Annotated in this window: 21 protein-coding genes and 1 pseudogene; 11 read left to right on the top strand and 11 right to left on the bottom strand. The window is 60.0% G+C overall.

The window, feature by feature from the left end; all coding sequences use genetic code 11:
• The 9 genes from AC5DB9_RS08620 to AC5DB9_RS08580 all read left to right on the top strand — a co-directional run.
• Window positions 1–813, top strand: an 813-nt coding sequence (locus AC5DB9_RS08620) for a cbb3-type cytochrome c oxidase subunit I (protein ID WP_491732041.1), incomplete at its 5' end; no start/stop codon positions are given.
• On the top strand, window positions 810–1418 hold the full coding sequence (gene ccoO, locus AC5DB9_RS08615; RefSeq protein WP_272989166.1) for a cytochrome-c oxidase, cbb3-type subunit II: 609 nt from the start codon (window positions 810–812) through the stop codon (window positions 1416–1418). The genes AC5DB9_RS08620 and ccoO, both read left to right, overlap by 4 nt.
• A gap of 17 nt (window positions 1419–1435) precedes the next feature.
• A complete protein-coding gene (locus tag AC5DB9_RS08610) occupies window positions 1436–1609 on the top strand; it encodes a cbb3-type cytochrome oxidase subunit 3 (RefSeq protein ID WP_337924565.1) in 174 nt (57 codons plus the stop codon).
• Window positions 1606–2493 (top strand): cytochrome-c oxidase, cbb3-type subunit III, encoded by an 888-nt coding sequence (ccoP, locus tag AC5DB9_RS08605; RefSeq protein WP_272989169.1) that lies wholly within the window; start codon window positions 1606–1608, stop codon window positions 2491–2493. The genes AC5DB9_RS08610 and ccoP overlap by 4 nt, the downstream gene beginning before the upstream one ends.
• Window positions 2494–2499: 6 nt before the next feature.
• Window positions 2500–3951, top strand: a complete 1452-nt coding sequence (gene ccoG, locus AC5DB9_RS08600; RefSeq protein ID WP_272989171.1) for a cytochrome c oxidase accessory protein CcoG — start codon at window positions 2500–2502, stop codon at window positions 3949–3951.
• 10 nt (window positions 3952–3961) lie between these two features.
• Window positions 3962–4483 carry a FixH family protein gene (locus AC5DB9_RS08595; protein ID WP_272989174.1) on the top strand — a complete coding sequence of 174 codons (522 nt, stop codon included), beginning with the start codon at window positions 3962–3964 and terminating at the stop codon, window positions 4481–4483.
• 3 nt (window positions 4484–4486) lie between these two features.
• A complete protein-coding gene (locus tag AC5DB9_RS08590; RefSeq protein ID WP_272989198.1) occupies window positions 4487–6925 on the top strand; it encodes a heavy metal translocating P-type ATPase in 2439 nt (812 codons plus the stop codon).
• Complete coding sequence (gene ccoS / locus AC5DB9_RS08585) at window positions 6918–7094, top strand: cbb3-type cytochrome oxidase assembly protein CcoS (RefSeq protein ID WP_022958016.1); 177 nt, start codon at window positions 6918–6920, stop codon at window positions 7092–7094. Before AC5DB9_RS08590 ends, ccoS begins: the two co-directional genes overlap by 8 nt.
• Window positions 7081–7869 carry a sulfite exporter TauE/SafE family protein gene (locus AC5DB9_RS08580; protein ID WP_272989177.1) on the top strand — a complete coding sequence of 263 codons (789 nt, stop codon included), beginning with the start codon at window positions 7081–7083 and terminating at the stop codon, window positions 7867–7869. Before ccoS ends, AC5DB9_RS08580 begins: the two co-directional genes overlap by 14 nt.
• Here the strand turns inward: AC5DB9_RS08580 and AC5DB9_RS08575 are convergent.
• The 7 genes from AC5DB9_RS08575 to AC5DB9_RS08545 are packed head-to-tail and all read right to left on the bottom strand — an operon-like array spanning window position 7866 to window position 16748.
• Entirely contained in the window at window positions 7866–9848 is a 1983-nt protein-coding gene (locus AC5DB9_RS08575) for an acetoacetate--CoA ligase (protein WP_273010016.1), read from the bottom strand. The two genes, AC5DB9_RS08580 and AC5DB9_RS08575, sit on opposite strands and share 4 nt — an antisense overlap.
• Window positions 9849–9867: 19 nt before the next feature.
• Window positions 9868–10770, bottom strand: a complete 903-nt coding sequence (locus AC5DB9_RS08570) for a hydroxymethylglutaryl-CoA lyase (protein ID WP_272989185.1) — start codon at window positions 10768–10770, stop codon at window positions 9868–9870.
• On the bottom strand, window positions 10767–12749 hold the full coding sequence (locus tag AC5DB9_RS08565) for an acetyl/propionyl/methylcrotonyl-CoA carboxylase subunit alpha (protein WP_272989187.1): 1983 nt from the start codon (window positions 12747–12749) through the stop codon (window positions 10767–10769). Before AC5DB9_RS08565 ends, AC5DB9_RS08570 begins: the two co-directional genes overlap by 4 nt.
• Before the next feature lies 1 nt (window position 12750).
• Window positions 12751–13542 (bottom strand): enoyl-CoA hydratase/isomerase family protein, encoded by a 792-nt coding sequence (locus tag AC5DB9_RS08560; protein ID WP_272989190.1) that lies wholly within the window; start codon window positions 13540–13542, stop codon window positions 12751–12753.
• 9 nt (window positions 13543–13551) lie between these two features.
• Window positions 13552–15159, bottom strand: coding sequence for a carboxyl transferase domain-containing protein (locus AC5DB9_RS08555; RefSeq protein WP_273010015.1), 1608 nt, complete (start codon window positions 15157–15159; stop codon window positions 13552–13554).
• Window positions 15160–15175: 16 nt separating this feature from the next.
• Window positions 15176–16345: an isovaleryl-CoA dehydrogenase gene (locus tag AC5DB9_RS08550; protein WP_273010014.1), complete on the bottom strand. Its 1170-nt coding sequence runs from the start codon at window positions 16343–16345 to the stop codon at window positions 15176–15178.
• Window position 16346: 1 nt separating this feature from the next.
• The gene (locus tag AC5DB9_RS08545) at window positions 16347–16748 is read right to left on the bottom strand and encodes a MerR family transcriptional regulator (protein ID WP_272993350.1); all 402 of its coding nucleotides are present in this window, start codon (window positions 16746–16748) and stop codon (window positions 16347–16349) included.
• A gap of 172 nt (window positions 16749–16920) precedes the next feature.
• Between AC5DB9_RS08545 and AC5DB9_RS08540 the strand changes: the two genes are divergently transcribed.
• Window positions 16921–17310, top strand: a complete 390-nt coding sequence (locus AC5DB9_RS08540) for a DUF6491 family protein (protein ID WP_272993347.1) — start codon at window positions 16921–16923, stop codon at window positions 17308–17310.
• On the opposite strand, the gene mtnC is transcribed toward AC5DB9_RS08540, so the two are convergent.
• The 4 genes and pseudogenes from mtnC to mtnA all read right to left on the bottom strand — a co-directional run bounded on the left by mtnC (window position 17304) and on the right by mtnA (window position 20231).
• The gene (mtnC, locus tag AC5DB9_RS08535) at window positions 17304–17993 is read right to left on the bottom strand and encodes an acireductone synthase (RefSeq protein ID WP_272993344.1); all 690 of its coding nucleotides are present in this window, start codon (window positions 17991–17993) and stop codon (window positions 17304–17306) included. The genes AC5DB9_RS08540 and mtnC overlap by 7 nt on opposite strands.
• Window positions 17993–18538, bottom strand: coding sequence for a 1,2-dihydroxy-3-keto-5-methylthiopentene dioxygenase (locus AC5DB9_RS08530; RefSeq protein ID WP_272993342.1), 546 nt, complete (start codon window positions 18536–18538; stop codon window positions 17993–17995). Before AC5DB9_RS08530 ends, mtnC begins: the two co-directional genes overlap by 1 nt.
• An 83-nt stretch (window positions 18539–18621) precedes the next feature.
• Window positions 18622–19179: pseudogene (locus tag AC5DB9_RS08525) on the bottom strand (methylthioribulose 1-phosphate dehydratase); the annotation flags it as partial.
• A gap of 2 nt (window positions 19180–19181) precedes the next feature.
• Entirely contained in the window at window positions 19182–20231 is a 1050-nt protein-coding gene (mtnA, locus tag AC5DB9_RS08520) for an S-methyl-5-thioribose-1-phosphate isomerase (protein WP_272993337.1), read from the bottom strand.
• A 98-nt stretch (window positions 20232–20329) separates the two neighbouring features.
• Between mtnA and AC5DB9_RS08515 the strand changes: the two genes are divergently transcribed.
• Window positions 20330–20818, top strand: coding sequence for a DUF2489 domain-containing protein (locus AC5DB9_RS08515; protein WP_272993334.1), 489 nt, complete (start codon window positions 20330–20332; stop codon window positions 20816–20818).
• The last annotated feature ends 1 nt before the right edge of the window (window position 20819 follow it).

The raw sequence follows: 20819 nt of genomic DNA, 5'->3' as shown, positions 1-20819 counted from the left end.
CACAACGCCGTGGGCTTCTTCCTGACCGCGGGCTTCCTGGGCATGATGTACTACTTCGTGCCCAAGCAGGCTGAGCGCCCGGTATACTCGTATCGGCTGTCGATCGTTCACTTCTGGGCACTGATTTCCGTGTACATCTGGGCCGGTCCGCACCACCTGCATTACACCGCGCTGCCTGACTGGACACAGAGTCTGGGTATGGTGATGTCGCTGATTCTGCTGGCCCCGTCTTGGGGGGGCATGATCAATGGTGTGATGACGCTGTCTGGCGCCTGGCACAAGCTGCGCACTGACCCGATTTTGCGCTTCCTGATTGTGTCGCTGTCGTTCTACGGCATGTCGACCTTCGAGGGGCCGATGATGTCAATCAAGACCGTTAACTCTCTGTCGCATTACACCGACTGGACCATTGGTCACGTGCACTCTGGCGCACTGGGCTGGGTGGCAATGATTTCGATCGGCATGGTGTACCACCTGACGCCGGTGGTCTTTGGCCGCAAGCAGATGTACAGCATCCCGATGATTAACACGCACTTCTGGCTGTCGACCATCGGCACAGTGTTGTACATCGCCTCTATGTGGGTGAACGGCATTATTCAGGGCTTGATGTGGCGCGCCTATAACGCCGATGGCAGCCTGACTTACAGCTTTATGGAATCCGTTGTCGCCAGTCATCCCGGCTATATCGTCCGCCTGTTCGGTGGCTTCCTGTTCCTGCTCGGCATGCTGCTGATGGCCTGGAACGTCTGGAAGACGATTCGTAGCGAGGAAAAACCGGCAGTTGCCGTCAATACTGTGGGAGCTGAGGCATGAATCACGACGTAGTAGAGAAAAATATTGGCTTGATGGTCGTGCTGATCATCGTGGCGATCAGCTTCGGCGCTCTGGTAGAGATTGTGCCGCTGTTCTTCCAGAAGCAGACCACGGAACCGATCGCAGGGCTCCGCCCGCTCAATGCGGTCGAGTTGAGCGGACGCGATATTTATATCCGCGAAGGCTGCCATGTCTGTCACTCTCAGATGGTGCGCCCCATGCGCTCTGAAACCGAGCGCTACGGTCACTACTCAGTGGCGGGTGAGTCGGTTTATGAGCATCCCTTCCTTTGGGGCTCAAAGCGCACTGGACCTGATCTCGCTCGTCTGGGTGGACGTTACAGCGACGAGTGGCATCGCGCGCACCTGTTCAACCCGCGCGATGTGGTTCCCGAATCCATCATGCCGTCATATCCCTGGCTGTTTCACAACGACGTAGATGCTGCGTCAGTGCCCGGGAAGATGGAGGCGCTGCGCAAGGTCGGTGTGCCGTATACCGACGAGGACATTGCCAATGCCACTTCGAAAGTGGAAGGCATGAAGGAAATCGACGCACTGGTTGTTTACCTGCAACAACTCGGCACGCTGATTAAATACAAGCGTTAATCGGGAGTAGCACTGCGATGATTGACCAAAATGATCTCAGATCTCTGTCTACATTGATGCTGTTCATTGCCTTTATCGGCGTGTGCATCAGCGTTTACAGAGGAAGCCGGAAAGAATTTTACGACGAGGCTGCGAATCTGCCCTTCGTCGATGACGACGCGGATGTGAAGGGTAAAGGAGAGGGGCAATGACTGATTTCTGGAGTGGCTGGATCATTGTTCTCACCGCTATTACCTATGTCTTGCTGGCATGGGTACTGCTGGGTAACCGCAAAATTACTCAGACGGGTGAAGAAAAGACAACCGGTCACGTATACGACGGCATTGAAGAGTACGACAACCCTATGCCGGCATGGTGGATCAAGATGTTTGTGCTGACCATGCTGTTCGGTATTGGCTATCTGATCGCTTACCCCGGGCTGGGTAAGTGGCCTGGCCTGCTCAACTGGACGTCTGTGCAGCAGTGGGAGGGCGACGTTGAAGAAGCCCGTCTTGAAAACGAGGCGCTGTACGCAGGCTTTCTGGAACAGGACGCTGCGACGCTGGCGGAGAATGATCAGGCCATGCGTATCGCCAAACGTGTCTTTGCCAATAACTGTGCGGTTTGCCACGGCACCGATGGAAAAGGCAGCTACGGCTTTCCTAACCTGACTGACAACGATTGGTTGTACGGCGGCGAGCCTGCGCAGATCGCGCAATCGATTCACGATGGTCGCAGCGGTGTGATGCCAAGCTGGCTGTCGGCGCTGGGCAATGAGGGCGTGGCCTCCATGGCGGCGTATGTGCAGGCACTGAGTTCCGGCAATACCGACGCACCAGAGCTTGCTGAGTCGAAGCAAAAGTATGCGATGTTCTGCTCGGCCTGCCACGGTCCGACAGGCGACGGCAACATTGCCATGGGTGCACCGCGCTTGAACGACGACATCTGGCTCTACGGTGGCGACGCTGGCAGCATCATGCAGACCCTGACCAAGGGACGCTCGGGCAAAATGCCTCGGCACGCAGAGATGCTCAGCGAGGCCAAGATTCACCTGCTCAGTTCTTACGTGTATCAGCTTTCCCGGCAGGAGCCATAGAGTGTTATGAATAGCAGCAGCGAACGGGGACAGAAGGCGTCCTCTCAGCCAGAAAATCTCGCGGTGGAAATTGTGGTTCCGGCAGAAGTGTCGGAGATGGATCTTTATCAGAAACGCGAAAAGATCTATACCCGCGCGATCGAAGGCTTCTATCAGCGTATACGGGTCTTCACCGGCTGGCCGCTGCTGTTGGGCTATTTCATTCTGCCCTGGCTGAATTGGGGTGATCGGCAGTCCGTTTTGTTCGACCTGCCTGCACGTCAGTTCCATGTGCTGGGGATCACCTTCTGGCCTCAGGATATGGTGATGCTGGCCTGGGTACTGATTATCTCGGCGTTTCTGCTGTTCGCTGTGACCAATCTGGCCGGACGGGTGTGGTGTGGCTATAGCTGCCCGCAGACGGTGTGGACCAGTATCTTCATGTGGATGGAGCAGAAAGCGGAGGGCACGCGCAACCAGCGTATCAAGCTGGACCAGTCACCGCTGAGCTTCGAGAAAGTCCGCAAAAAGGCACTGAAACACACGATGTGGCTGGGATTTGCGTTCTGGACCGCATTTACCTTTGTTGGCTATTTTACGCCGATCCGGCAGTTGGGCATCGACGTACTGGGATTCAGTGTCAATGCCTGGGCGGGATTCTGGATTGCCTTCTTTGCAGCGGCAACCTACATCAATGCGGGCTGGATGCGTGAGCAGGTGTGCCTCTATATGTGCCCCTATGCGCGATTCCAGTCGGTAATGTTCGACCCCGATACCTTGATTATCAGCTACGACAAAGCGCGGGGCGAACCGAGGGGTTCCCGCAAGCGCGATGAAAAACCTGCCGACGTCGGGCTCGGGGATTGTATTGATTGCCAGCTCTGTGTTCAGGTGTGTCCGACGGGCATTGATATTCGCGATGGCCTGCAATACGAGTGTATTGGCTGCGCATTGTGCGTGGATGCCTGTAATTCGGTGATGGAAAAAATGGAGTACCCCAAAGGGCTGATTCGCTATGCGACAGAAAACAGCCTCGAGGGTAAAACCACGCACATCATGCGGCCACGCTTGATCGGTTATTTTGTTGCCGTGGCGCTGATGATCGGCCTGCTTGCTTACCGTATTGTTGATCGCGACGTGATGGAGCTGAGCGTGCTGCGTGACCGTCAGGCATTGTATGAGACAACAGCGGATGGCTTGATCGAAAACCGTTATGTGGTGAAGCTTGCGAACAAGACGCAGAGCACCCACCGTTACGAAGTGGATATCGAGACCCCGGTTGTGCTGCAGGGCTTCAGTGCCAGCCCGGTCACCTTGGAGCCCGGCGAGCTGTTGGATTTACCGCTGCGACTTCATGCGCGCCCCGAGGATGTGGGTGGCGCCCGCATGCCGCTGACGGTCATCGTTCGTCAAATGGACAGCGATGACAGCATTGCTGAAGTGGAAAGCAGTTTCTTTGGCCCCGCGCCGAAACGATAGAGAGTATGAAATGGCAGTGACGATGGACAGCAAACCCTGGTATCGCCAGTTTTGGCCTTGGTTTCTCATTGTTCTGCCGGGCACCGTTGTTGTCGCTGGCCTGAGTACGGTGGTGATTGCCGTCCGTCATGCCGACAATCTGGTCGTCGACGAGTACTACAAGGAAGGCTTGGCAATTAACCGCAAGCTGTCGCTGGACCGCCACGCTGCCGAGCAGGGTATCACCGCGAGATTGGCGATGGGCGGCTCGCGCATCATGGTGCAACTGCCCTTGGGGCTCGACCGTTATCCGAGCGAACTGCAGTTGTTGCTGCAACACCCCACTGATCGCGAGCAGGATCTGCGTCTTGTTCTGGCGAATCAGGGCGCCGGGCACTACACCCAAACCCTGGGCGCACCCTTGAGCGGGCGCTGGTATATAACGCTGAAGAGCGTTACCGGCGATACCGCAGAGGCCGATGACTGGCGACTCAAGGGTGAGATTAATCTGAACAAGACGGCACAGCTGGAATTGTCTAGCAGGTCACTGTGAGTGATGGGAGGCTGCTACCACTGCGGAGAGCCATTACCCGCCAAGGGCCATTACAGCCTGATTATTGATGGCCAGGAACGGGCCATGTGTTGTCCCGCCTGCGTCGCCGTCAGTGAGACCATCCTCGGTGCCGGTCTCGACGATTACTACCGTCTGCGCGACCAGCAGGCCAGCAGGCCGAACGATGGCGCCGAAGATTTCCTGCAATACGACAGCCCTGCTGTCTTCCAGCAATTCTCCTCCTCGCGCAATGGCTTGTGGCAGAGCCAGCTCAGCATTGGTGATATGCATTGTGCCGCCTGCGCGTGGTTGATTGAGCACCGGCTGGGCATGATGGACGGCGTCCGTTCTATCCGCGTCAACCTCCAGCGGGGGAAGGCGACTGTGGAGTGGGACCCCGCCACGGTAAAACTCAGTGCGGTTTTTGATGCTATCTATCGCCTGGGGTACGGCGTACAACCCTGGTCAGCCGAAGGGCATCTGGAACAGATGCGCGAGCAGCAGCGCGGTCTGTTGCGTCGCCTGGGACTGGCCGGTGTCGCGATGATGCAGTTGATGATGGTGGCGGTCGCACTCTACGCCGGAGATTTTCAGGGGATCGACGATGATACCCGCAGCCTGCTTCGCTGGTTCAGTCTGGCGCTGGCGACTCCGGTCATTGCCTATTCATCGCAGCCGTTTTTTAAAGGGGCCTGGCGCGGATTGCGCAGCCGCCGTCTGGGAATGGATGTGCCGGTGTCTCTGGCGCTGATTGCCGCTTATCTGGCGAGCCTGCAAGCCACGGTTCGCGGCGAGGGGCATGTCTATTTTGATACGGTGAGCATGTTCTGTTTCTTTCTTCTGCTCAGCCGCTTTATTCAGAATAACCTCCAGTTGCGCCGCGAGCAGACCATGCGTCCACTGTTACCGATGACCGCTCGCAAACTTCTCGCCGATGGCAGCAATCAGTGGCTGGCGCTGTCAGCGCTGGAGCCTGGCGACGAAATTGTGGTGCAGCCGGGTGAGGTAGTGCCGGTGGATGCCACGATTATTGCCGGTAGCAGCAGTGTGGAAGATAGTGCCTTTACCGGAGAATTTATGCCCAAGCGCAAAGCGGTGGGCGAGTTGGTGCTGGCGGGCAGTCACAATATTGATGGCAGCCTCTACCTCCGCGTCGGCGCAGAAGTCGGGCAGAGCCGGCTTTCCCAGATTGATCAACTGTTAGACAGCGCGCGGCTTAACCGGCCGCCGATTGCCGAGCTGGCCGATCGGCTCAGCGGCTACTTCACGCTGTTCGTGTTGTTTTGCAGCGGGGCGGCATTTTTTTACTGGTCGGTTCATCCCGGCCACAGCGCGTTTCTTACCGCGCTGGCGGTGCTGGTCGTGAGTTGCCCCTGCGCGTTGTCACTGGCGACTCCCAGCAGCTACGCGGCGGCGATCAGCGCCCTGCGCCGACGCGGCGCACTGGTGGCGAATGCGGCAGTGCTGGAAAATCTGGAACATATCAGTCATGTCATCTTCGATAAAACCGGTACGCTGACCGAGGGGCGGCCGCGTTTGATGGCGATTGAGCGTGACAGTGAGATAGAGGAGGCGCGGTTACTGGGCATTGCTTCCGCGCTGGAGCTGGAATCCTCGCACCCTATTGCTCAGGCGTTTGCTCGGGACAGGCTGGCTGATGCCGGCTTTACGCCGATGACTCTGCACGCAAGTAACCTGGAGTTGCGCGCCGGTGAGGGCGTGGAGGGCGATGTCGATGGGCAGCGTTATCGCATCGGCAGTCGCCGTTTCTGCCTGCCCGATGCCGCAGAGGCTGACGACGGCAATATGACCGTCTATCTGGTCCGGGACGGTGTGTTGCTGGCTCGCTTTGTTTTGCAGGACAGCTTGCGTGAAGAGGCCAAGCAGGCTGTATCGGCCTTGCAGTCGAGGGGAATCCGCAGTCTGCTCCTCAGTGGTGACGACTCGGATCAGGTTGCCTGGTTGGCCGGGCAACTCCACTTCGACGAATACCGGGCGGCATGCTCGGCAGCAGATAAACTGGCGCGTATTCGCGAATTGCAGGCTCAGGGCGCGACGGTAATGATGGTCGGTGACGGCGTGAACGATGCGCCGGTGATCGCGGCTGCGGATGTGTCGATCGCGATGGCCGCGGCCAGTGATCTCACCCGGTCCTGCGCTGACGTGGCGCTGCTGAGTAACCGGCTCAGCTTGATCGAAACGGTATTTGAAAAAGCAGTGCAGATGCGGCGAGTACTGCGTCAGAATATTTTCTGGGCACTGCTGTACAACGGCACGGCATTGCCTGCGGCGGCCATGGGATTAGTCCCACCCTGGCTGGCGGCATTGGGCATGTCTGCCAGCTCGCTGGTGGTGGTGCTGAATGCGCTGCGCCTGGATCGCCGCGAGCAGCGCGCCGCGCATCAGGCCGAATTAAGGAAGTTGGAGGAAGCCGGTGTCTAGTTTGTATATTTTGCTGCCCATCGCGCTGATATTTTTCGCGCTGATCTGCGCCGCGTTTATCTGGGCGGTCAATCATCGCCAGTTTGACGACCTGGACCGGGAAGCGCGCCGCATCCTGTTCGACAAGGACCCTGCAGACCCAAAACGGGACGACGATGAGCGCGATTGAACTCAACGCACTGGCCGCCTTTATGCTGGGACTGATGGGCAGCCCGCATTGTTTGGGCATGTGTGGCGCGATCAGTGCGCTGAGCAGTGTCAGCAGCCAGCCCCGCCGGGGGAGCTCGGCCTGGCTGTTACCGCTGGGCTTTCAGTTGGGGCGCATCAGCAGTTACGCATTAATTGGCGCCATCGGCGGTGGTGTGGCCGCGGTGATGGCTGGCGAGTTTATGATCGTCGGCAAAACCCTGCGGGTGCTGGCGAGCGTTTTACTGATTGTGGTGGCAGTATCGCTGGCTGGCTGGTGGAAGGGCAGCACCCTGATTGAAGTGGCCGGTGCCAAGCTGTGGCGACGTCTGCAACCGTTGGTGAAACGCCTGTTGCCCGCAGACCGCCTGCCGAAGGCGCTGGCATTGGGTGGACTCTGGGGGTTTCTGCCTTGCGGGCTGATATACAGCAGTCTGGCTTGGGCGAGCACCAGCGCCAGTGCGGCGCAGTCGGCGTGGCTGATGTTCTGTTTCGGACTGGGCACCTTGCCGTCGATGCTGGCGGTCAGTGCTGCCCACCGCAGTGCGCTCGCCTGGCTCAAGCGTCAGTGGATCCGCAATCTGGTGGCGGTGTCGATGATTGCCTGGGCGCTGTATTCCGCATCAACACTGTTTATGCCACATACCGGTGGTGGCCACGAAGGCATGCACGGCGGTGTACACAGCACCGCGATGCCAGAGCCGGAGGCAAGTGACAGCGCTATGGACGGGATGTCTCCCGCCCATCATCAGCACTAGTCATCCAGCTCGCTGCGGCCTCTGAACTGATCCAGCGCGTCAGGGTTGGCCAGCGCGTCGGTATTTTTGACCGCATCGCCATGTACACAATTGCGCACGGCCAGCTCGGCGATTTTACCGCTGATGGTGCGCGGAATATCGCTGACCTGCAGAATTTTAGCTGGCACATGGCGGGGCGTGGTGTGCTGGCGGATTTGCTGGCGAATCTGCTGCTGTAGTGTGTCGTCGAGCCTGACGCCTTCCCGAAGTACCACAAACAGTACCACGCGAACATCATCCTGCCAGTGCTGACCGATAACGACCGAATCGAGAATCGCGTCCAGCGGTTCCAATTGCCGATAGATTTCCGCCGAGCCAATCCGAACGCCGCCGGGGTTGAGAATGGCATCGCTGCGGCCGTGAATGATAATGCCGCCGTGGCGGGTCAACTCGGCAAAGTCGCCGTGAGCCCAGATATTCTCGAAGCGGTCAAAATAGGCCTTGTGAAATTTCTCGCCGTGGTCATCGTTCCAGAAGCCGATGGGGCAGGAGGGAAAGCTGCGGGTACAGACCAGCTCACCTTTACCTTCCCCGGCGCCAAGTGCCGTGCCATCGTCATCCCAGATTTCCACCGCCATGCCCAAGCCAATGCATTGAATCTCTCCGGCGTACACCGGCAGTGTCGGGTTGCCCAGTACAAAGCAGGAGATAATATCCGTGCCGCCGCTGATCGAACTGAGCTGCAGATCGGCTTTGATATCGCGGTAAACGTAGTGGTAACTCTCTTCACTCAGCGGTGAGCCGGTGGAGAGAATGGCGCGCAGGCTCGCCAGTGAATAGTCCCGCGCAGGGCTGACACCGGCTTTCTGAATGGCGCTGAGAAATTTCGCACTGGTGCCGAAGACGCTGATGCCCTCGCGATCAATGGCCTCCAGCAGTGGACGCCCATTGTCCAGCATCGGCGAGCCGTCATACAGCACCACGGTGGCCTCGCAGGCCAGCGCCGAGACCAGCCAGTTCCACATCATCCAACCGCAGGTGGTGAAATAGAACACCACATCGTCGTCGTTGATATCGCAGTGCAGACGGTGTTCTTTCAGGTGCTGCAGCAGCGTACCGCCCGCACCGTGCACGATGCACTTGGGTACGCCAGTGGTGCCCGAGGAGTACATGATATACAGCGGGTGGTCGAAGGGGAGCGGCGCGAACTGCATGGCGGCAACCGCGTCATCTGTCGCGAACTCGGCCATCACCGCGCGGTAGCAAACGGCCCTGTCGATACCTTTCAGCTCCGCGGTTTCGCCGCTGAGAAACGGCACCACCACGACGGCCTCAAGGCTGTCCAATTGTGAGCTGATCGCGTTGACCCGTTCCAGCGTGTCGATGGCTTTGCCGTTATAGCGATAGCCGTCCACCGCAAACAGCAGCTTGGGGCGAATCTGGCTGAAACGGTCCAGCACGCCACTCAGTCCGAAGTCGGGGGAGCAGGATGACCAGATGGCGCCGAGGCTGCTGGCCGCGAGCATGGCGACGGCGGTTTCCAGTGTATTGGGCATAAAGCCCGCCACGCGATCTCCGGCGACCACACCGCGTTGGCGCATCGCTGCGGCCAACAGCGCGACCTGTTCAAACAGCTCGGCGTAAGTCAGCGTGCGTCGCTGTCCGTCTTCACGCAGCGCGATCAGCGCGGTCTTGTCATCGCGTCGGCGCAGCAGGTTTTCGGCAAAGTTCAGGCGACTGCCGGGAAACCATTGGCTGCCGGGAAAACGCGCCCCCTCGCGCAGCACCGTCTCATAAGACTGGCTGGCACGCACATCGGCAAACTGCCAGAGCTGCTCCCAAAAGCTTTCGCGCCGTTCAACTGACCAGCGGTGCAGCGCCGCGTAGTCATCGAAATGCACATTGAGTCGGGCCTGAAGCTGAGCTTGAAAACGCGACAACTGACTGTTGGCAATCTGCTCCGGGCTGGGTGACCAGAGCGGTGTTTGCGATGCGGTCATGACGATTCCCTTTTCTGTCTTATTCGTCGTTCTCGGTGGGCATGGCGCGAGCCACTTTTGATTGGCTGGGCCTGCCCAGTCGGCCGGAGATGAACTCGCCCGCCGCGATCAACTTCTGCAGGTCGACGTCATGGGCAATGCCCAGGCCGTTGAGGAGATAGACCAGATCCTCGCTGGCGACATTGCCCGATGCGCCTTTGGCATAGGGGCAGCCGCCAAGACCGGCAACCGCACTGTCGACCGTGGCAATACCGCGTTGCAGCGCGGCGTAGATATTGGCAATCGCCTGGCCATAGGTATCGTGAAAATGCACTGCCAGTTTTGAGGCGGGAATTTCAAGCAGCAAGCTATCCAGCAAGCGATTCACGCTGGCGGGCGTGCCGACGCCGGTGGTGTCGCCCAGCGAAATTTCATAACAGCCCATGTCCAGCAACTGCTGACTCACCTCCAGCACTTTCTCCGGCGCCGTGCTGCCATCGTAGGGGCAGGCGATGACACAGGAGACATAGCCGCGCACCGGCACGCCCGCGTCGCGGGCCATGCTCATCACGCCGTCGAAGCGCTGCAGGCTCTCGGCAATGCTGCAGTTGATGTTTTTTTGAGAAAAACCTTCCGACGCGGCACCAAAAATGGCTACTTCGCTGGCTCCCGCGGCGAGTGCACGCTCAAGCCCTTTGACGTTCGGGGTGAGCGCGCTGTAACAGCGTCCATCCTTGGGCAGCCCGGCGAAGACCTCCTCGCTGCTGGCCATTTGTGGTACCCATTTGGGGTTCACGAAACTGCCCGCTTCAATACTTTGCAGCCCGGCTTCGGCCAGCAGGCGAACCAGGGTGAGTTTGTCCGCCACGGAAATCGCCTGAGCTTCGTTTTGCAGGCCATCGCGGGGACCGACTTCCACAATTTTGACGGCATCGGGGATCATACGGAGGCCTCCTCAAACGCCAGCAGCGCGGCGCCGCCTTCCACCAGCTCGCCTTCGGCAAAATGGAACTGCATCACGCTGCCGTCGGCGGGGGCGGTGACGCTGTGTTCCATTTTCATCGCCTCCATAATCAGCAGCACATCGCCTTTCTTGACGGCCTGCTCCGGTTTTACCAACAGGCTGACAATGCGGCCGTTCATCGGGGCCAGCAGTCCGCCGTGCTGTTCCTGTTCGCCGCTCTGATAGCGCCGCAATTGATAGCGAAGCGTGCTGCCGTCTTCCAGAAACAGCACATGCTTATCGCCATCACTCACGCTGTTTGCTGTCAGGCGGCGACCGTCGAGTTCCGCGCTGAGTTGTTCCCCGCGCAGTTCACCGCTGGCCGTCAGGCTGCGGTCGTCGATTTGCAATTGCCAAGCGCCGTCTTGGGCTCGGGCGCTGATATCGATAGGCTGGCCATTAATGTCGAGCGACAAGGCCCGCGCTTTTGGCAGGTTCATGCGCCAGTTGTCTGCGTGCCAGGGGGTGGCGGCCGTCGCGGTTTGGGCTTGCTCGCTGAGCAGGCAGTGCAGGGCCACCAGTGCCGCGTGCTCCTGCTGTTGTCCGGCGCGGCGCCGCTCGGCATCGGCTTTCATCTGCTCAACGTGCTTGTCGATAAAGCCGGTGTCGAAATCCGAGGCGGCAAAGGCCGGGTGGCTGGCCAGTTGCAGCAGGAAGTCGCGGTTGGTGGTCAGGCCGTCTATCTGGCACTTGGACAATGCCCATTGCAGGCGGCGCAGCGCGCGGTCGCGGTCTTCGTCCCAGACAATCAGTTTGGCGATCATCGGGTCGTAATACATGCTGATGCTGTCGCCGCTGCGCACGCCGGAATCGACGCGAATTGCGTCACTTTCTTCAGGGAATTGCAGGTGATTGAGGCGTCCGGTCTGGGGCAGAAAGCCCTGCTCGGCATCTTCCGCGTAAAGTCGGGCCTCAAAGGCGTGACCGCGAATCTGCAAATCGCTTTGCGCGCAGGGCAGCGGATTGCCGCTGGCCACCAACAGTTGCCACTCAACCAGATCCTGGCCGCTGATCATTTCCGTGACCGGATGTTCTACCTGAAGACGGGTATTCATTTCCATGAAGTAAAAACCGCCGTCATCGCCGAGAAGGAACTCGACGGTGCCCGCGCCCTGATAACCGATCGCGCGCGCTGCTTGCAGCGCGGCGTCGCCCATTGCCTGGCGCAGGGTCTCGCTCATGCCGGGGGCGGGGGCTTCTTCGATCACTTTCTGGTGGCGTCGCTGCAGGGAGCAATCGCGCTCAAACAGGTGTACGGCATTGCCGTGCTGGTCGCAAAACACCTGCAGTTCTACATGGCGGGGGCCGGTCAGGTATTTCTCAACCAGCATCTTATCGTCGCCAAAGGCGTTGCGGGCTTCGCGGCGGGTGGCCGCCAGAGCGCTGTCGAATTCCTCAGTATTCCAGATAATGCGCATGCCCTTGCCGCCGCCACCGGCGCTGGCTTTGAGCAGTACCGGATAACCGATGTCGTCGGCGGCGGCTTTCAGAATGGCATCATCCTGATCGTCACCGTGGTAGCCCGGCAGCAGCGGCACGGCGGCTTCCGCCATAATACGCTTGGCGGCTGACTTGGAGCCCATGGCTTCGATGGCGGCCACCGGCGGGCCGATAAATACCACGCCAGCGTCGTCACAGCGGCGGCAGAAGTCGGCGTTTTCCGACAGGAAGCCGTAGCCGGGATGAATGGCCTGGGCGCCGCTGCGCTGGGCGATGTCGAGAATGGCTTCGCCGCGCAGATAGGATTCAGACGCGGCTGCGGGGCCGAGGTAATAGGCCTCGTCGGCCAGACTGGTGTGCTTGGCGTCGCGGTCGGCGTCGCTGTACACCGCAACGGTGGCAATGCCCAGCCGCTTGGCCGTGGCAATAACGCGGCAGGCAATTTCACCGCGATTGGCAATCAGAATTTTGCTGAACATATTAGTCTCCACGCTGCCAGTTGGGACGGCGCTTTTCCAGAAAGGCACTGAGCCCCTCCTGGCCTTCCGGGGATACACGAATATCGGCGATGCGCTGGCAGCTATCGGCGATCAGGGCGTCACTGAGCGGCTGATTCTGGTAGTCCAGCAGCAGTCGCTTGGCCGCCTGCATGGCGGCGGGGCCGTTGTTGAGCAGCTGCGCAATACAGGTCTCAACCGCGTCATCGAGTTGCTCTTCTTCCACGCACTGGCTGAGCAGGCCCAGCTGCAGAGCCGTATCGGCGTCAAAGCGTTCGGCGCTGATGAAATAGCGTCGCGCCGCACGGGGGCCGATGGCGTTAATCACATAGGGGCTGATCGTGGCTGGGATCAGGCCAATCTTGACTTCACTGAGGCAGAAGCTCGCGCGCGGCGAGCCGATGGCGATATCGCAGCAACTGACCAGCCCGACGCCGCCACCGAATGCGGCACCCTGCACGCGGGCGAGCGTCGGGTGGGGGAAGTTGTCCAGCTGTGACAGCAGCTCGGCCAGCGCTTCGGCATCGCGGCGGTTTTCCTCCACGGTGTAGCCGGCCATACGGCGCATCCAATTGGCGTCGGCTCCAGCGGAGAAGCTCTTGCCCTCGGCGGCCAGTACCAGCAGGCGAACCTCCGCGTGGTTGGCCAGCGTGCGGAGTTCGGCGCTCAGCGCGGCAATAATGCTGTCGTCAAAAGCATTGTGAATCGCCGGGCGATTCAGGGTGAGGCGGGCGACGCCGCGTTCATCAATCTGACTGAGAATTGCGTTGTCCATGTTGCCCCCTTACATCCGGAAGACGCCGAAGCGGCTGTCGTCGATGGCTTTGTTGAGGCTGGCAGACAGGCTCATGCCGAGTACCCGGCGGGTATCGGCCGGGTCAATGACGCCGTCGTCCCAAAGGCGGGCCGAGGCATAGAAGGGGTGGCTCTGCTCGGCGAATTTATCGAGGATGGGTTGTTTGAACGCCGCTTCCTGCTCGTCGCTCCAATCCTCGCCCTGACGCTGGTACTGGGCGCGTTTAATGTCCGCCAGCACACCTGCCGCCTGCTCGCCCCCCATCACGCCGATGCGGGCATTGGGCCACATGTACATAAAGCGCGGCTCATAGGCGCGGCCGCACATGCCATAGTTACCGGCGCCGTAAGAGCCGCCAATGACCACGGTGAATTTGGGTACCTGGGCGCAGGCAACCGCCATGACCATTTTGGCGCCGTGGCGAGCGATGCCGCCCGCCTCATATTGTTTGCCGACCATAAAGCCGGTGATGTTTTGCAGGAAAATCAGCGGGATTTTGCGCTGGGCGCAGAGTTCGATGAAGTGCGCGCCTTTCTGGGCCGACTCACTGAACAGAATGCCATTGTTGGCGACGATACCCACTGGGTAGCCGTAAAGCCGGGCAAAGCCGCAAACCAGCGTGGTGCCGAACAGGGCTTTGAACTCATCGAAGTCAGAGCCATCGACAATGCGGGCGATCACCTCGCGCACATCGAAGGGTTTGCGGCTGTCGCGGGGTATCACGCCGTAGAGCTCTTCCGGGGGATGCAGCGGCTCGCGGCTGTCGAGCTGTTGCAGTTGCTGGGGCTTTTTGCGGTTGAGCTTGGAAATCGCCTGACGGGCCAGTTGCAGCGCGTGTTCGTCATTGTCGGCGTAGTGATCGGCCACACCGGATTCCCGGCAGTGCACATCGGCGCCGCCCAACTCTTCCGCCGTGACGACTTCGCCGGTGGCGGCTTTTACCAACGGCGGTCCGGCCAGAAATATCGTGCCCTGTTGTTTGACGATAATGGTTTCGTCGGCCATGGCGGGTACGTAGGCGCCACCGGCGGTGCAGGAGCCCATGACCACCGCGATCTGCGGGATGTTCTTGGCAGACATATTGGCCTGATTGTAGAAGATGCGGCCGAAGTGCTCGCGGTCGGGGAAGACCTCATCCTGCCGGGGCAGGTTGGCACCGCCGGAGTCCACCAGATAAATACAGGGCAGGTGGTTCTGCTCGGCAATGGTCTGGGCGCGCAGATGCTTTTTTACCGTGAGTGGATAATAGGAGCCGCCTTTGACCGTGGCGTCGTTGGCCACAATCATGCACTCCACGCCGCACACCTGGCCGATACCCGCCACCACACCGGCGGCGGGCACGTCTTCGCCATACACGCCTTCGGCGGCCAATTGGGAAATTTCCAGAAAGGCGGCGCCGGGGTCCAGCAATGCGTCGATGCGCTCGCGGGCCAGCATTTTGCCGCGCTCGTGGTGGCGCTGACGGGCTTTTTCGCCCCCGCCCTGGGCAATCTCTTCGGCTTTGGCGCGCAGTTCGGCGACCTGCGCGGCGAGGGCGTCGCGATTGGCGATGAAGTCCTCGCTGTGGCGGTCGAGGCGGCTGGTGATCACAGTCATGGTCGGCTCCTGACGCTTAGCGGGTTTCGTTGAAGAGTTCGCGGCCAATCAACATACGGCGCACTTCCGAGGTGCCCGCGCCGATCTCATACAACTTGGCGTCGCGCAGCAGTCGCCCGGTGGGGTAATCGTTGATATAGCCGTTGCCCCCGAGCGTTTGAATGGCTTGCAGCGCCATCTGGGTTGCCTTTTCGGCGGTGTAGAGAATGACGGCCGCGGCGTCTTTGCGGGTTTCCTCTCCCCGGTCACAACCTTTAGCCACGGTGTAGAGGTAGGCGCGACTGGCATTCAGGTCGCAGTACATATCGGCGACCTTGCCCTGCATGAGCTGGAATTCGCCGATGCTTTTGCCGAACTGCGTGCGCTCGTGAAGATAGGGAACGACGATATCCATGCAGGCCAGCATAATGCCGGTAGGGCCTCCGGAGAGTACGGTGCGCTCGTAGTCGAGGCCGCTCATCAGAATGCGGGCGCCGTCGCCTTCTTTGCCGATCAGGTTCTCGGCGGGGACTTCGCAGTCCTGAAACACCAGTTCGCAAGTGTTGGAGCCGCGCATGCCCAGTTTGTCGAGTTTGGGTGAACGGGAGAAGCCGGGAAAGTCGCGTTCGACGATGAAGGCGCTGATGCCTTTGGAGCCACCTTGTGGGTCGGTTTTGGCGTAGATCAGATAGGTGTTGGCGTCGGGGCCGTTGGTGATCCACATTTTGCTGCCATTGAGAACGTAGCGGTCGCCTTTCTTCTCGGCGCGCAGTTTCATGCTGACCACGTCGGAGCCGGCGTTGGGTTCTGACATCGCCAGGGCGCCGATGTGTTCGCCGCTGCACAGCTTGGGCAGGTACTTCTCGCGCTGGAAGTCGTTGCCGTTTTTGTAAATCTGGTTAACGCAGAGGTTGGAGTGGGCGCCGTAAGACAGGCCCACCGACGCCGAGGCGCGGCTGATTTCTTCCATCGCGACCACATGGGCCAGGTAGCCCATCTCGCTGCCGCCGTACTCTTCGCTCACCGTCATGCCCAGCAGGCCGAGGTCGCCAAATTTGCGCCACAAATCCATGGGGAACTGGTTGTCTTTGTCGATCTGCTCGGCGCGCGGGGCGATTTCCGCCTGGGCAAAGCGGTAGACCGTGTCGCGGAGCATGTCGATCTCTTCACCGAGACCAAAGTTCAGGCTGGGGTAGGGGGTGCTCATCTCAAGACTCCTGGCTGGCAGTTGGCGTTTTTATGGTTTGCAGGGCGTCGATACAGCGGGCTTCCGCGTCATCGAGGTCCTGCAGCAGGGTTTCGATGTCACGGAGCTGGCGTTGCAGCATCTCACGCTTCTCGCGGATTTTGTCGATCAGGCGTTGTAGCTGGGGGCTGTTATCACGCTGTGGATCGTACATTTCGATAATGTCGCGGCTCTCCTCGAGAGACAGGCCGAGGCGCTTCCCCCGCAGAATCAGTCGCAACTTGGTGCGGTCGGCCGCGCTGTAAATGCGGGTCTGGCCGTTTCGCGTGGGCTGCAGTAAGCCTTTCTCTTCATAGAAGCGAATGCTGCGGGTAGTGATGTCGAACTCCGAGGCGAGCTCGGAGATGCTGTACTGGCGACTCATTAGCGACATTCCTGAGGGTTTGTGACGTTATAAATCAAGTTGACGTTAACGTCAACGTAACTTTGGTTTTGTGAATAGGGCTCGAGAAAATAGAGCGCGATGCTGAGAAAATTTCTGCTAGTGGCGAACCGCTGGGCTTCGGATGAGTCAGAGGCAGACGGGGGAATCTCAAATGCCAAGGACTACAACCATCAAAGCTGCATTAGGCGTGGCACTGCTCAGTGCCTGGGCCGTTGCCTGCGCGCCGCCAGAGCGGCGGCCTGATCTGGATTCGAGACTGGCGGATATCGGGCTGCGCCCGGCGGAAGACTTGGAGCGCTTACCCCGTTCGGGGCTCGAGTCCTGGCAGTATCTGGGGCCGCGACAGCTACTGCTGATTGCACGGGAGGCAACTTACCTGCTGCAGCTTAATGAAAGCTGTCAACTGCATCCCGAATCCCGCTTGCGCTTGGGGGGCGATGCTGATTCCTTTGCTGCGGGGGACTCACTTTGGATGGGCCCCGACCGCAGTTGTCGTGCCGAGCAGCTGTCGCGTATGGAAAAAGTCGGGGAAGCTCAGTAAAGCGCATCCAGGCGGATGTCGTCGAAGCGGCTGACAACCTGGTGCCGTTCATGGTGAAGGGGGGTATCACTGCGCTGCACCCATACGGTCTTCATTCCGGCTTCAGCTGCGGCGTCCAGTTCTTCCACGATATCGGAAAGAAAGACAATGTGCTGGGCAGGCATGTCGATATCGCGGCTGATGGTGCGGTATGACGCCGCTTCCCGTTTCGGGCCGCTGGTGGTGTCGAAGTAATCACGGAACAGCGGACGAAGGTCTCCCGCCTCACTGTGACCGAAAAACAGTTTCTGAGCCAGAATCGAGCCAGAACTGTAGACATAAAGCGACAGTCCCTGGCGGTGCCACTGCTCCAGCGTGGTGACCGCATCGGGGTATACGTGGGCGAGAAAATCGCCGTTGCGGTAGCCGTGTTCCCAGATCAGTCCCTGTAGCCCCTTCAACGGAGTGATCTTGCGATCCTCATCTATCCAGCGCTCCAGCTGTTCTGCCAGCGCGGGAAGGTCGTGCTCAGGGAGATTCGCGGCTCTCGCAGCTTCGCGCAACAGCGGTTTAACCCGGCTGTCGTCGCTGTGTTCCTGAATAAATGCCGCCATGCGCTGGCGGGCATAGGGGAACAGGGTTTGGGTAACAAAGTCGATGGCGCTGGTCGTGCCTTCAATGTCGGTGACTATGGCCTTGATCATCAGTTCTCCAAGCGTGAAAAGCTATCGGCAATGTCGCTGTCGGTATAGTGCGCGACCCAGCCATCCGGGTTGTTGAAGAAGCGGATGGCGACCAGTTCTGGTTGCGGGCCGAGATCGAACCAGTGCGGGGTATTGGCGGGCACGCTTAGCAAGTCGCCTTTTTCGCAGAGAATTTCGTAAACCTTGCCGCCGATATGCAGCGCGAACAGTCCCTGACCCTGAACAAAGAAGCGCACTTCATCTTCACTGTGGCGGTGCTCGGAGAGGAACTTCTGGCGAAGCTCATCCTTGGCGGGATTACTGGCATTCAGGCTGATCACGTCAACGCTCTGGTAGCCCTGCTCGTCGACCAGTCGTTGCACATCCTGCTCATAGGCCGCGAGTACCGCCTCGGCGTCGTCGCCAGCGGCGATGTCATCGCGAGTTTGCCACTGCTCAAAGCGTATGCCTGCCGCATTGAGCAGGCCGGTAATCACGGCCGGGTCGGTGCTGCGTTCCAGTGTCTGTTGTGGCTGGTCGTCGGCGTAGATGCGCAGTTCGCTCATTGGGTATTTCCTCGTATTCAGCGCTTCAAGCGCTGCATTTCCAGTTCGCAGTGCAGCATGAATTCCAGGGCCTCGAGATTGCGCATGCAGTCTTCCAGTGTATTGCCCCAGCAGTACAGGCCATGTCCCTGAATCAGATAGCCGGGGCAGTCGGGTCGCTCGGCCAGGTATTCGTCGACTTCGATCGCCAGTGCGGCGATATCCTGCGTATTGGCAAAAATTGGGATATTCACCGCGCAGTCGTGACTGTCGATGCCGGGAAAGGCTTTGAGCAACTCGTAGTCACGCAGTGCGATATAGCCACTCTGTGCATGCAGTCGTGAGATCAATGTGGCGTCCGGACTGTGGCAGTGGAGTACGGCGCCCAGGTTCGGAAAGCGGCGGTACAGACTGGTGTGCAGCAGGGTTTCAGCAGAGGGTTTGCCGTCGCTCAGTGGCTGGCCGTCGAGGTCAACGGCGATGAAGTCGGTTGGCGCGAGCTGTCCCTTGTGCTTGCCCGAGGCCGTCAGCAGCGCGCTGTCGTCATCCAGTCGCAGGGAAAAATTGCCGCTGGTGGCGGGGACCCAGCCGCGCTGATACAGGTCGGCGCCGGCGGCTGCCAAGGCGATAGCCTTGTCGAAAAACGCCTTGTTCTTGCGCATAGTCAGCTCCTCTCCGCTGCGTCGAGGTGAGCGGCAACCGCCTCACGGTCGGGACGATAAATGATGCCATGCTCAGTGACAATGGCGTCGATCAGTTCGGCCGGAGTCACGTCAAAGGCCGGGTTGTGCACGGCGCAACCCTCAGGGGCAACGGCGTTGCCTTGGCTGTGGGTGATTTCCTCAGCGGGACGCTGCTCAATCGGGATCTGCGGGCCGTCAATCTGGCGGTCGAAGGTGCTGGTCGGTGCGGCAACCATCATCTTTACCCCGTGATGGCGGGCGATAATGGCCAGGTTGTAGGTGCCGATCTTATTGGCAACGTCACCATTGGCTGCCACCCGGTCGGCGCCGACGATGACCCAGCTTGGGCGATGCTCGCGCATGAGTTGCGCGGCCGCGCCTTCGATGGCCAGGGTGACGGGAATATCATCTTGCATCAGCTCCCAGCTAGTCAGGCGGGCGCCCTGTAACCAGGGGCGGGTCTCACCGGCGATGACGCCGCGCAAGCTGCCGTTTTTCCAGGCTGATCGAATGACCCCCAGCGCAGTGCCGTAGCCGCCAGTGGCCAGGGCGCCGGCATTGCAATGGGTGTAGACGAGACTGTCGTTGTCAATCAACGCGGCGCCATGATCGCCGATGGCGCGGTTGATTGCGATGTCTTCCCGGTGAATCTCGGCGGCCAGCGCCAGCATGGCCTCAGGCAGGTTGCCGCCGTTGCCGTGGGTTTCGATAAGCTGATCGCAGCGTTGCAGTGCCCAGAACAGGTTGACGGCGGTGGGCCGGCTGTCTGCCAGCGCTTCGCGGGCCTCGCTCAGTGCTGTCGTCCAGGCGGCAACACTGGGTTGCGGCGCCTGCGCGGCAGCGGCCAGTGCCATACCGTAGGCGGCGGTAATGCCAATCGCCGGTGCGCCGCGAACCACCATGTCGCGAATGGCGTCAGCGACGGCGACGGGGTCGCGGTATGACAGGTACTGGCTGGTTCCAGGCAGTATGCGCTGGTCGAGAAGTTCCAGGTGCTCCTCATTCCAGCGAATGGCGTCAGGTGTAGACACGGCGGGCCTCCGTTTTTAGGGGGCGCCATTATAAAGCAGGGTGTTGCTTGCCGATAGCAGGTAAACTTGGCGTTTTGCACAGAGTTTCAGGGGGAATTATGAGCCATTACTGGCCGTGGTTCGTGGCTGGTGGCGTCATTATCGCTGCGCTGGCCGGGTATGCAGGCTATCTGCTGTGGCGGCTTCGCGAGCAGCGCCGCGCGCTTGAAGATGCGCAGCGGGCGCAGTCGGCGGTGGGCATGGTAGCGCCCGCTGCGGAGGTAGAACCCGCGCAGCACCGCCTCGGCGCGGAAGAGAGCATTCAGGTGCTGGCACGCTGTTATCTCGACGGGCAGGTCGGCGGCAGTGAAGCTGCGTTGCGTATCGCGGTATTGCTGGATCAGCCCGTGGTGGATGCCGAGTTGCGCGAGCAGGGTCGGGTATTCACGGTGGTCGCTGAAGTATTGGCCGACGTGCCAACGCATCAGGCGTGGAAGTCGCTGTCGCGGGAAGAGCGAGATCAGCACCGCGATACCATGACGCGCCTCGAAGCTGAACACCGAGACGCGATGGAGCAAGCTGCACTCAGGCTGTCGGGGCAGGGCTGAT

It is taken from the genome of Spongiibacter sp. (assembly GCF_984394615.1).
This window is presented reverse-complemented; position numbering and strand designations above follow the sequence as displayed.

Coding starts and splice junctions, on each gene's coding strand:
- AC5DB9_RS08590 (WP_272989198.1), top strand. CDS start 4,487: ATGGGAGGCTGCTACCACTGCGGAGAGCCATTACCCGCCAAGGGCCAT.
- ccoP (WP_272989169.1), top strand. CDS start 1,606: ATGACTGATTTCTGGAGTGGCTGGATCATTGTTCTCACCGCTATTACC.
- AC5DB9_RS08580 (WP_272989177.1), top strand. CDS start 7,081: ATGAGCGCGATTGAACTCAACGCACTGGCCGCCTTTATGCTGGGACTG.
- AC5DB9_RS08565 (WP_272989187.1), bottom strand. CDS start 12,749: ATGTTCAGCAAAATTCTGATTGCCAATCGCGGTGAAATTGCCTGCCGC.
- AC5DB9_RS08515 (WP_272993334.1), top strand. CDS start 20,330: ATGAGCCATTACTGGCCGTGGTTCGTGGCTGGTGGCGTCATTATCGCT.
- AC5DB9_RS08570 (WP_272989185.1), bottom strand. CDS start 10,770: ATGATCCCCGATGCCGTCAAAATTGTGGAAGTCGGTCCCCGCGATGGC.
- AC5DB9_RS08550 (WP_273010014.1), bottom strand. CDS start 16,345: ATGAGCACCCCCTACCCCAGCCTGAACTTTGGTCTCGGTGAAGAGATC.
- ccoO (WP_272989166.1), top strand. CDS start 810: ATGAATCACGACGTAGTAGAGAAAAATATTGGCTTGATGGTCGTGCTG.
- AC5DB9_RS08530 (WP_272993342.1), bottom strand. CDS start 18,538: ATGAGCGAACTGCGCATCTACGCCGACGACCAGCCACAACAGACACTG.
- AC5DB9_RS08545 (WP_272993350.1), bottom strand. CDS start 16,748: ATGAGTCGCCAGTACAGCATCTCCGAGCTCGCCTCGGAGTTCGACATC.
- AC5DB9_RS08595 (WP_272989174.1), top strand. CDS start 3,962: ATGGCAGTGACGATGGACAGCAAACCCTGGTATCGCCAGTTTTGGCCT.
- mtnC (WP_272993344.1), bottom strand. CDS start 17,993: ATGATCAAGGCCATAGTCACCGACATTGAAGGCACGACCAGCGCCATC.
- AC5DB9_RS08560 (WP_272989190.1), bottom strand. CDS start 13,542: ATGGACAACGCAATTCTCAGTCAGATTGATGAACGCGGCGTCGCCCGC.
- AC5DB9_RS08555 (WP_273010015.1), bottom strand. CDS start 15,159: ATGACTGTGATCACCAGCCGCCTCGACCGCCACAGCGAGGACTTCATC.
- AC5DB9_RS08575 (WP_273010016.1), bottom strand. CDS start 9,848: ATGACCGCATCGCAAACACCGCTCTGGTCACCCAGCCCGGAGCAGATT.
- AC5DB9_RS08540 (WP_272993347.1), top strand. CDS start 16,921: ATGCCAAGGACTACAACCATCAAAGCTGCATTAGGCGTGGCACTGCTC.
- AC5DB9_RS08610 (WP_337924565.1), top strand. CDS start 1,436: ATGATTGACCAAAATGATCTCAGATCTCTGTCTACATTGATGCTGTTC.
- ccoG (WP_272989171.1), top strand. CDS start 2,500: ATGAATAGCAGCAGCGAACGGGGACAGAAGGCGTCCTCTCAGCCAGAA.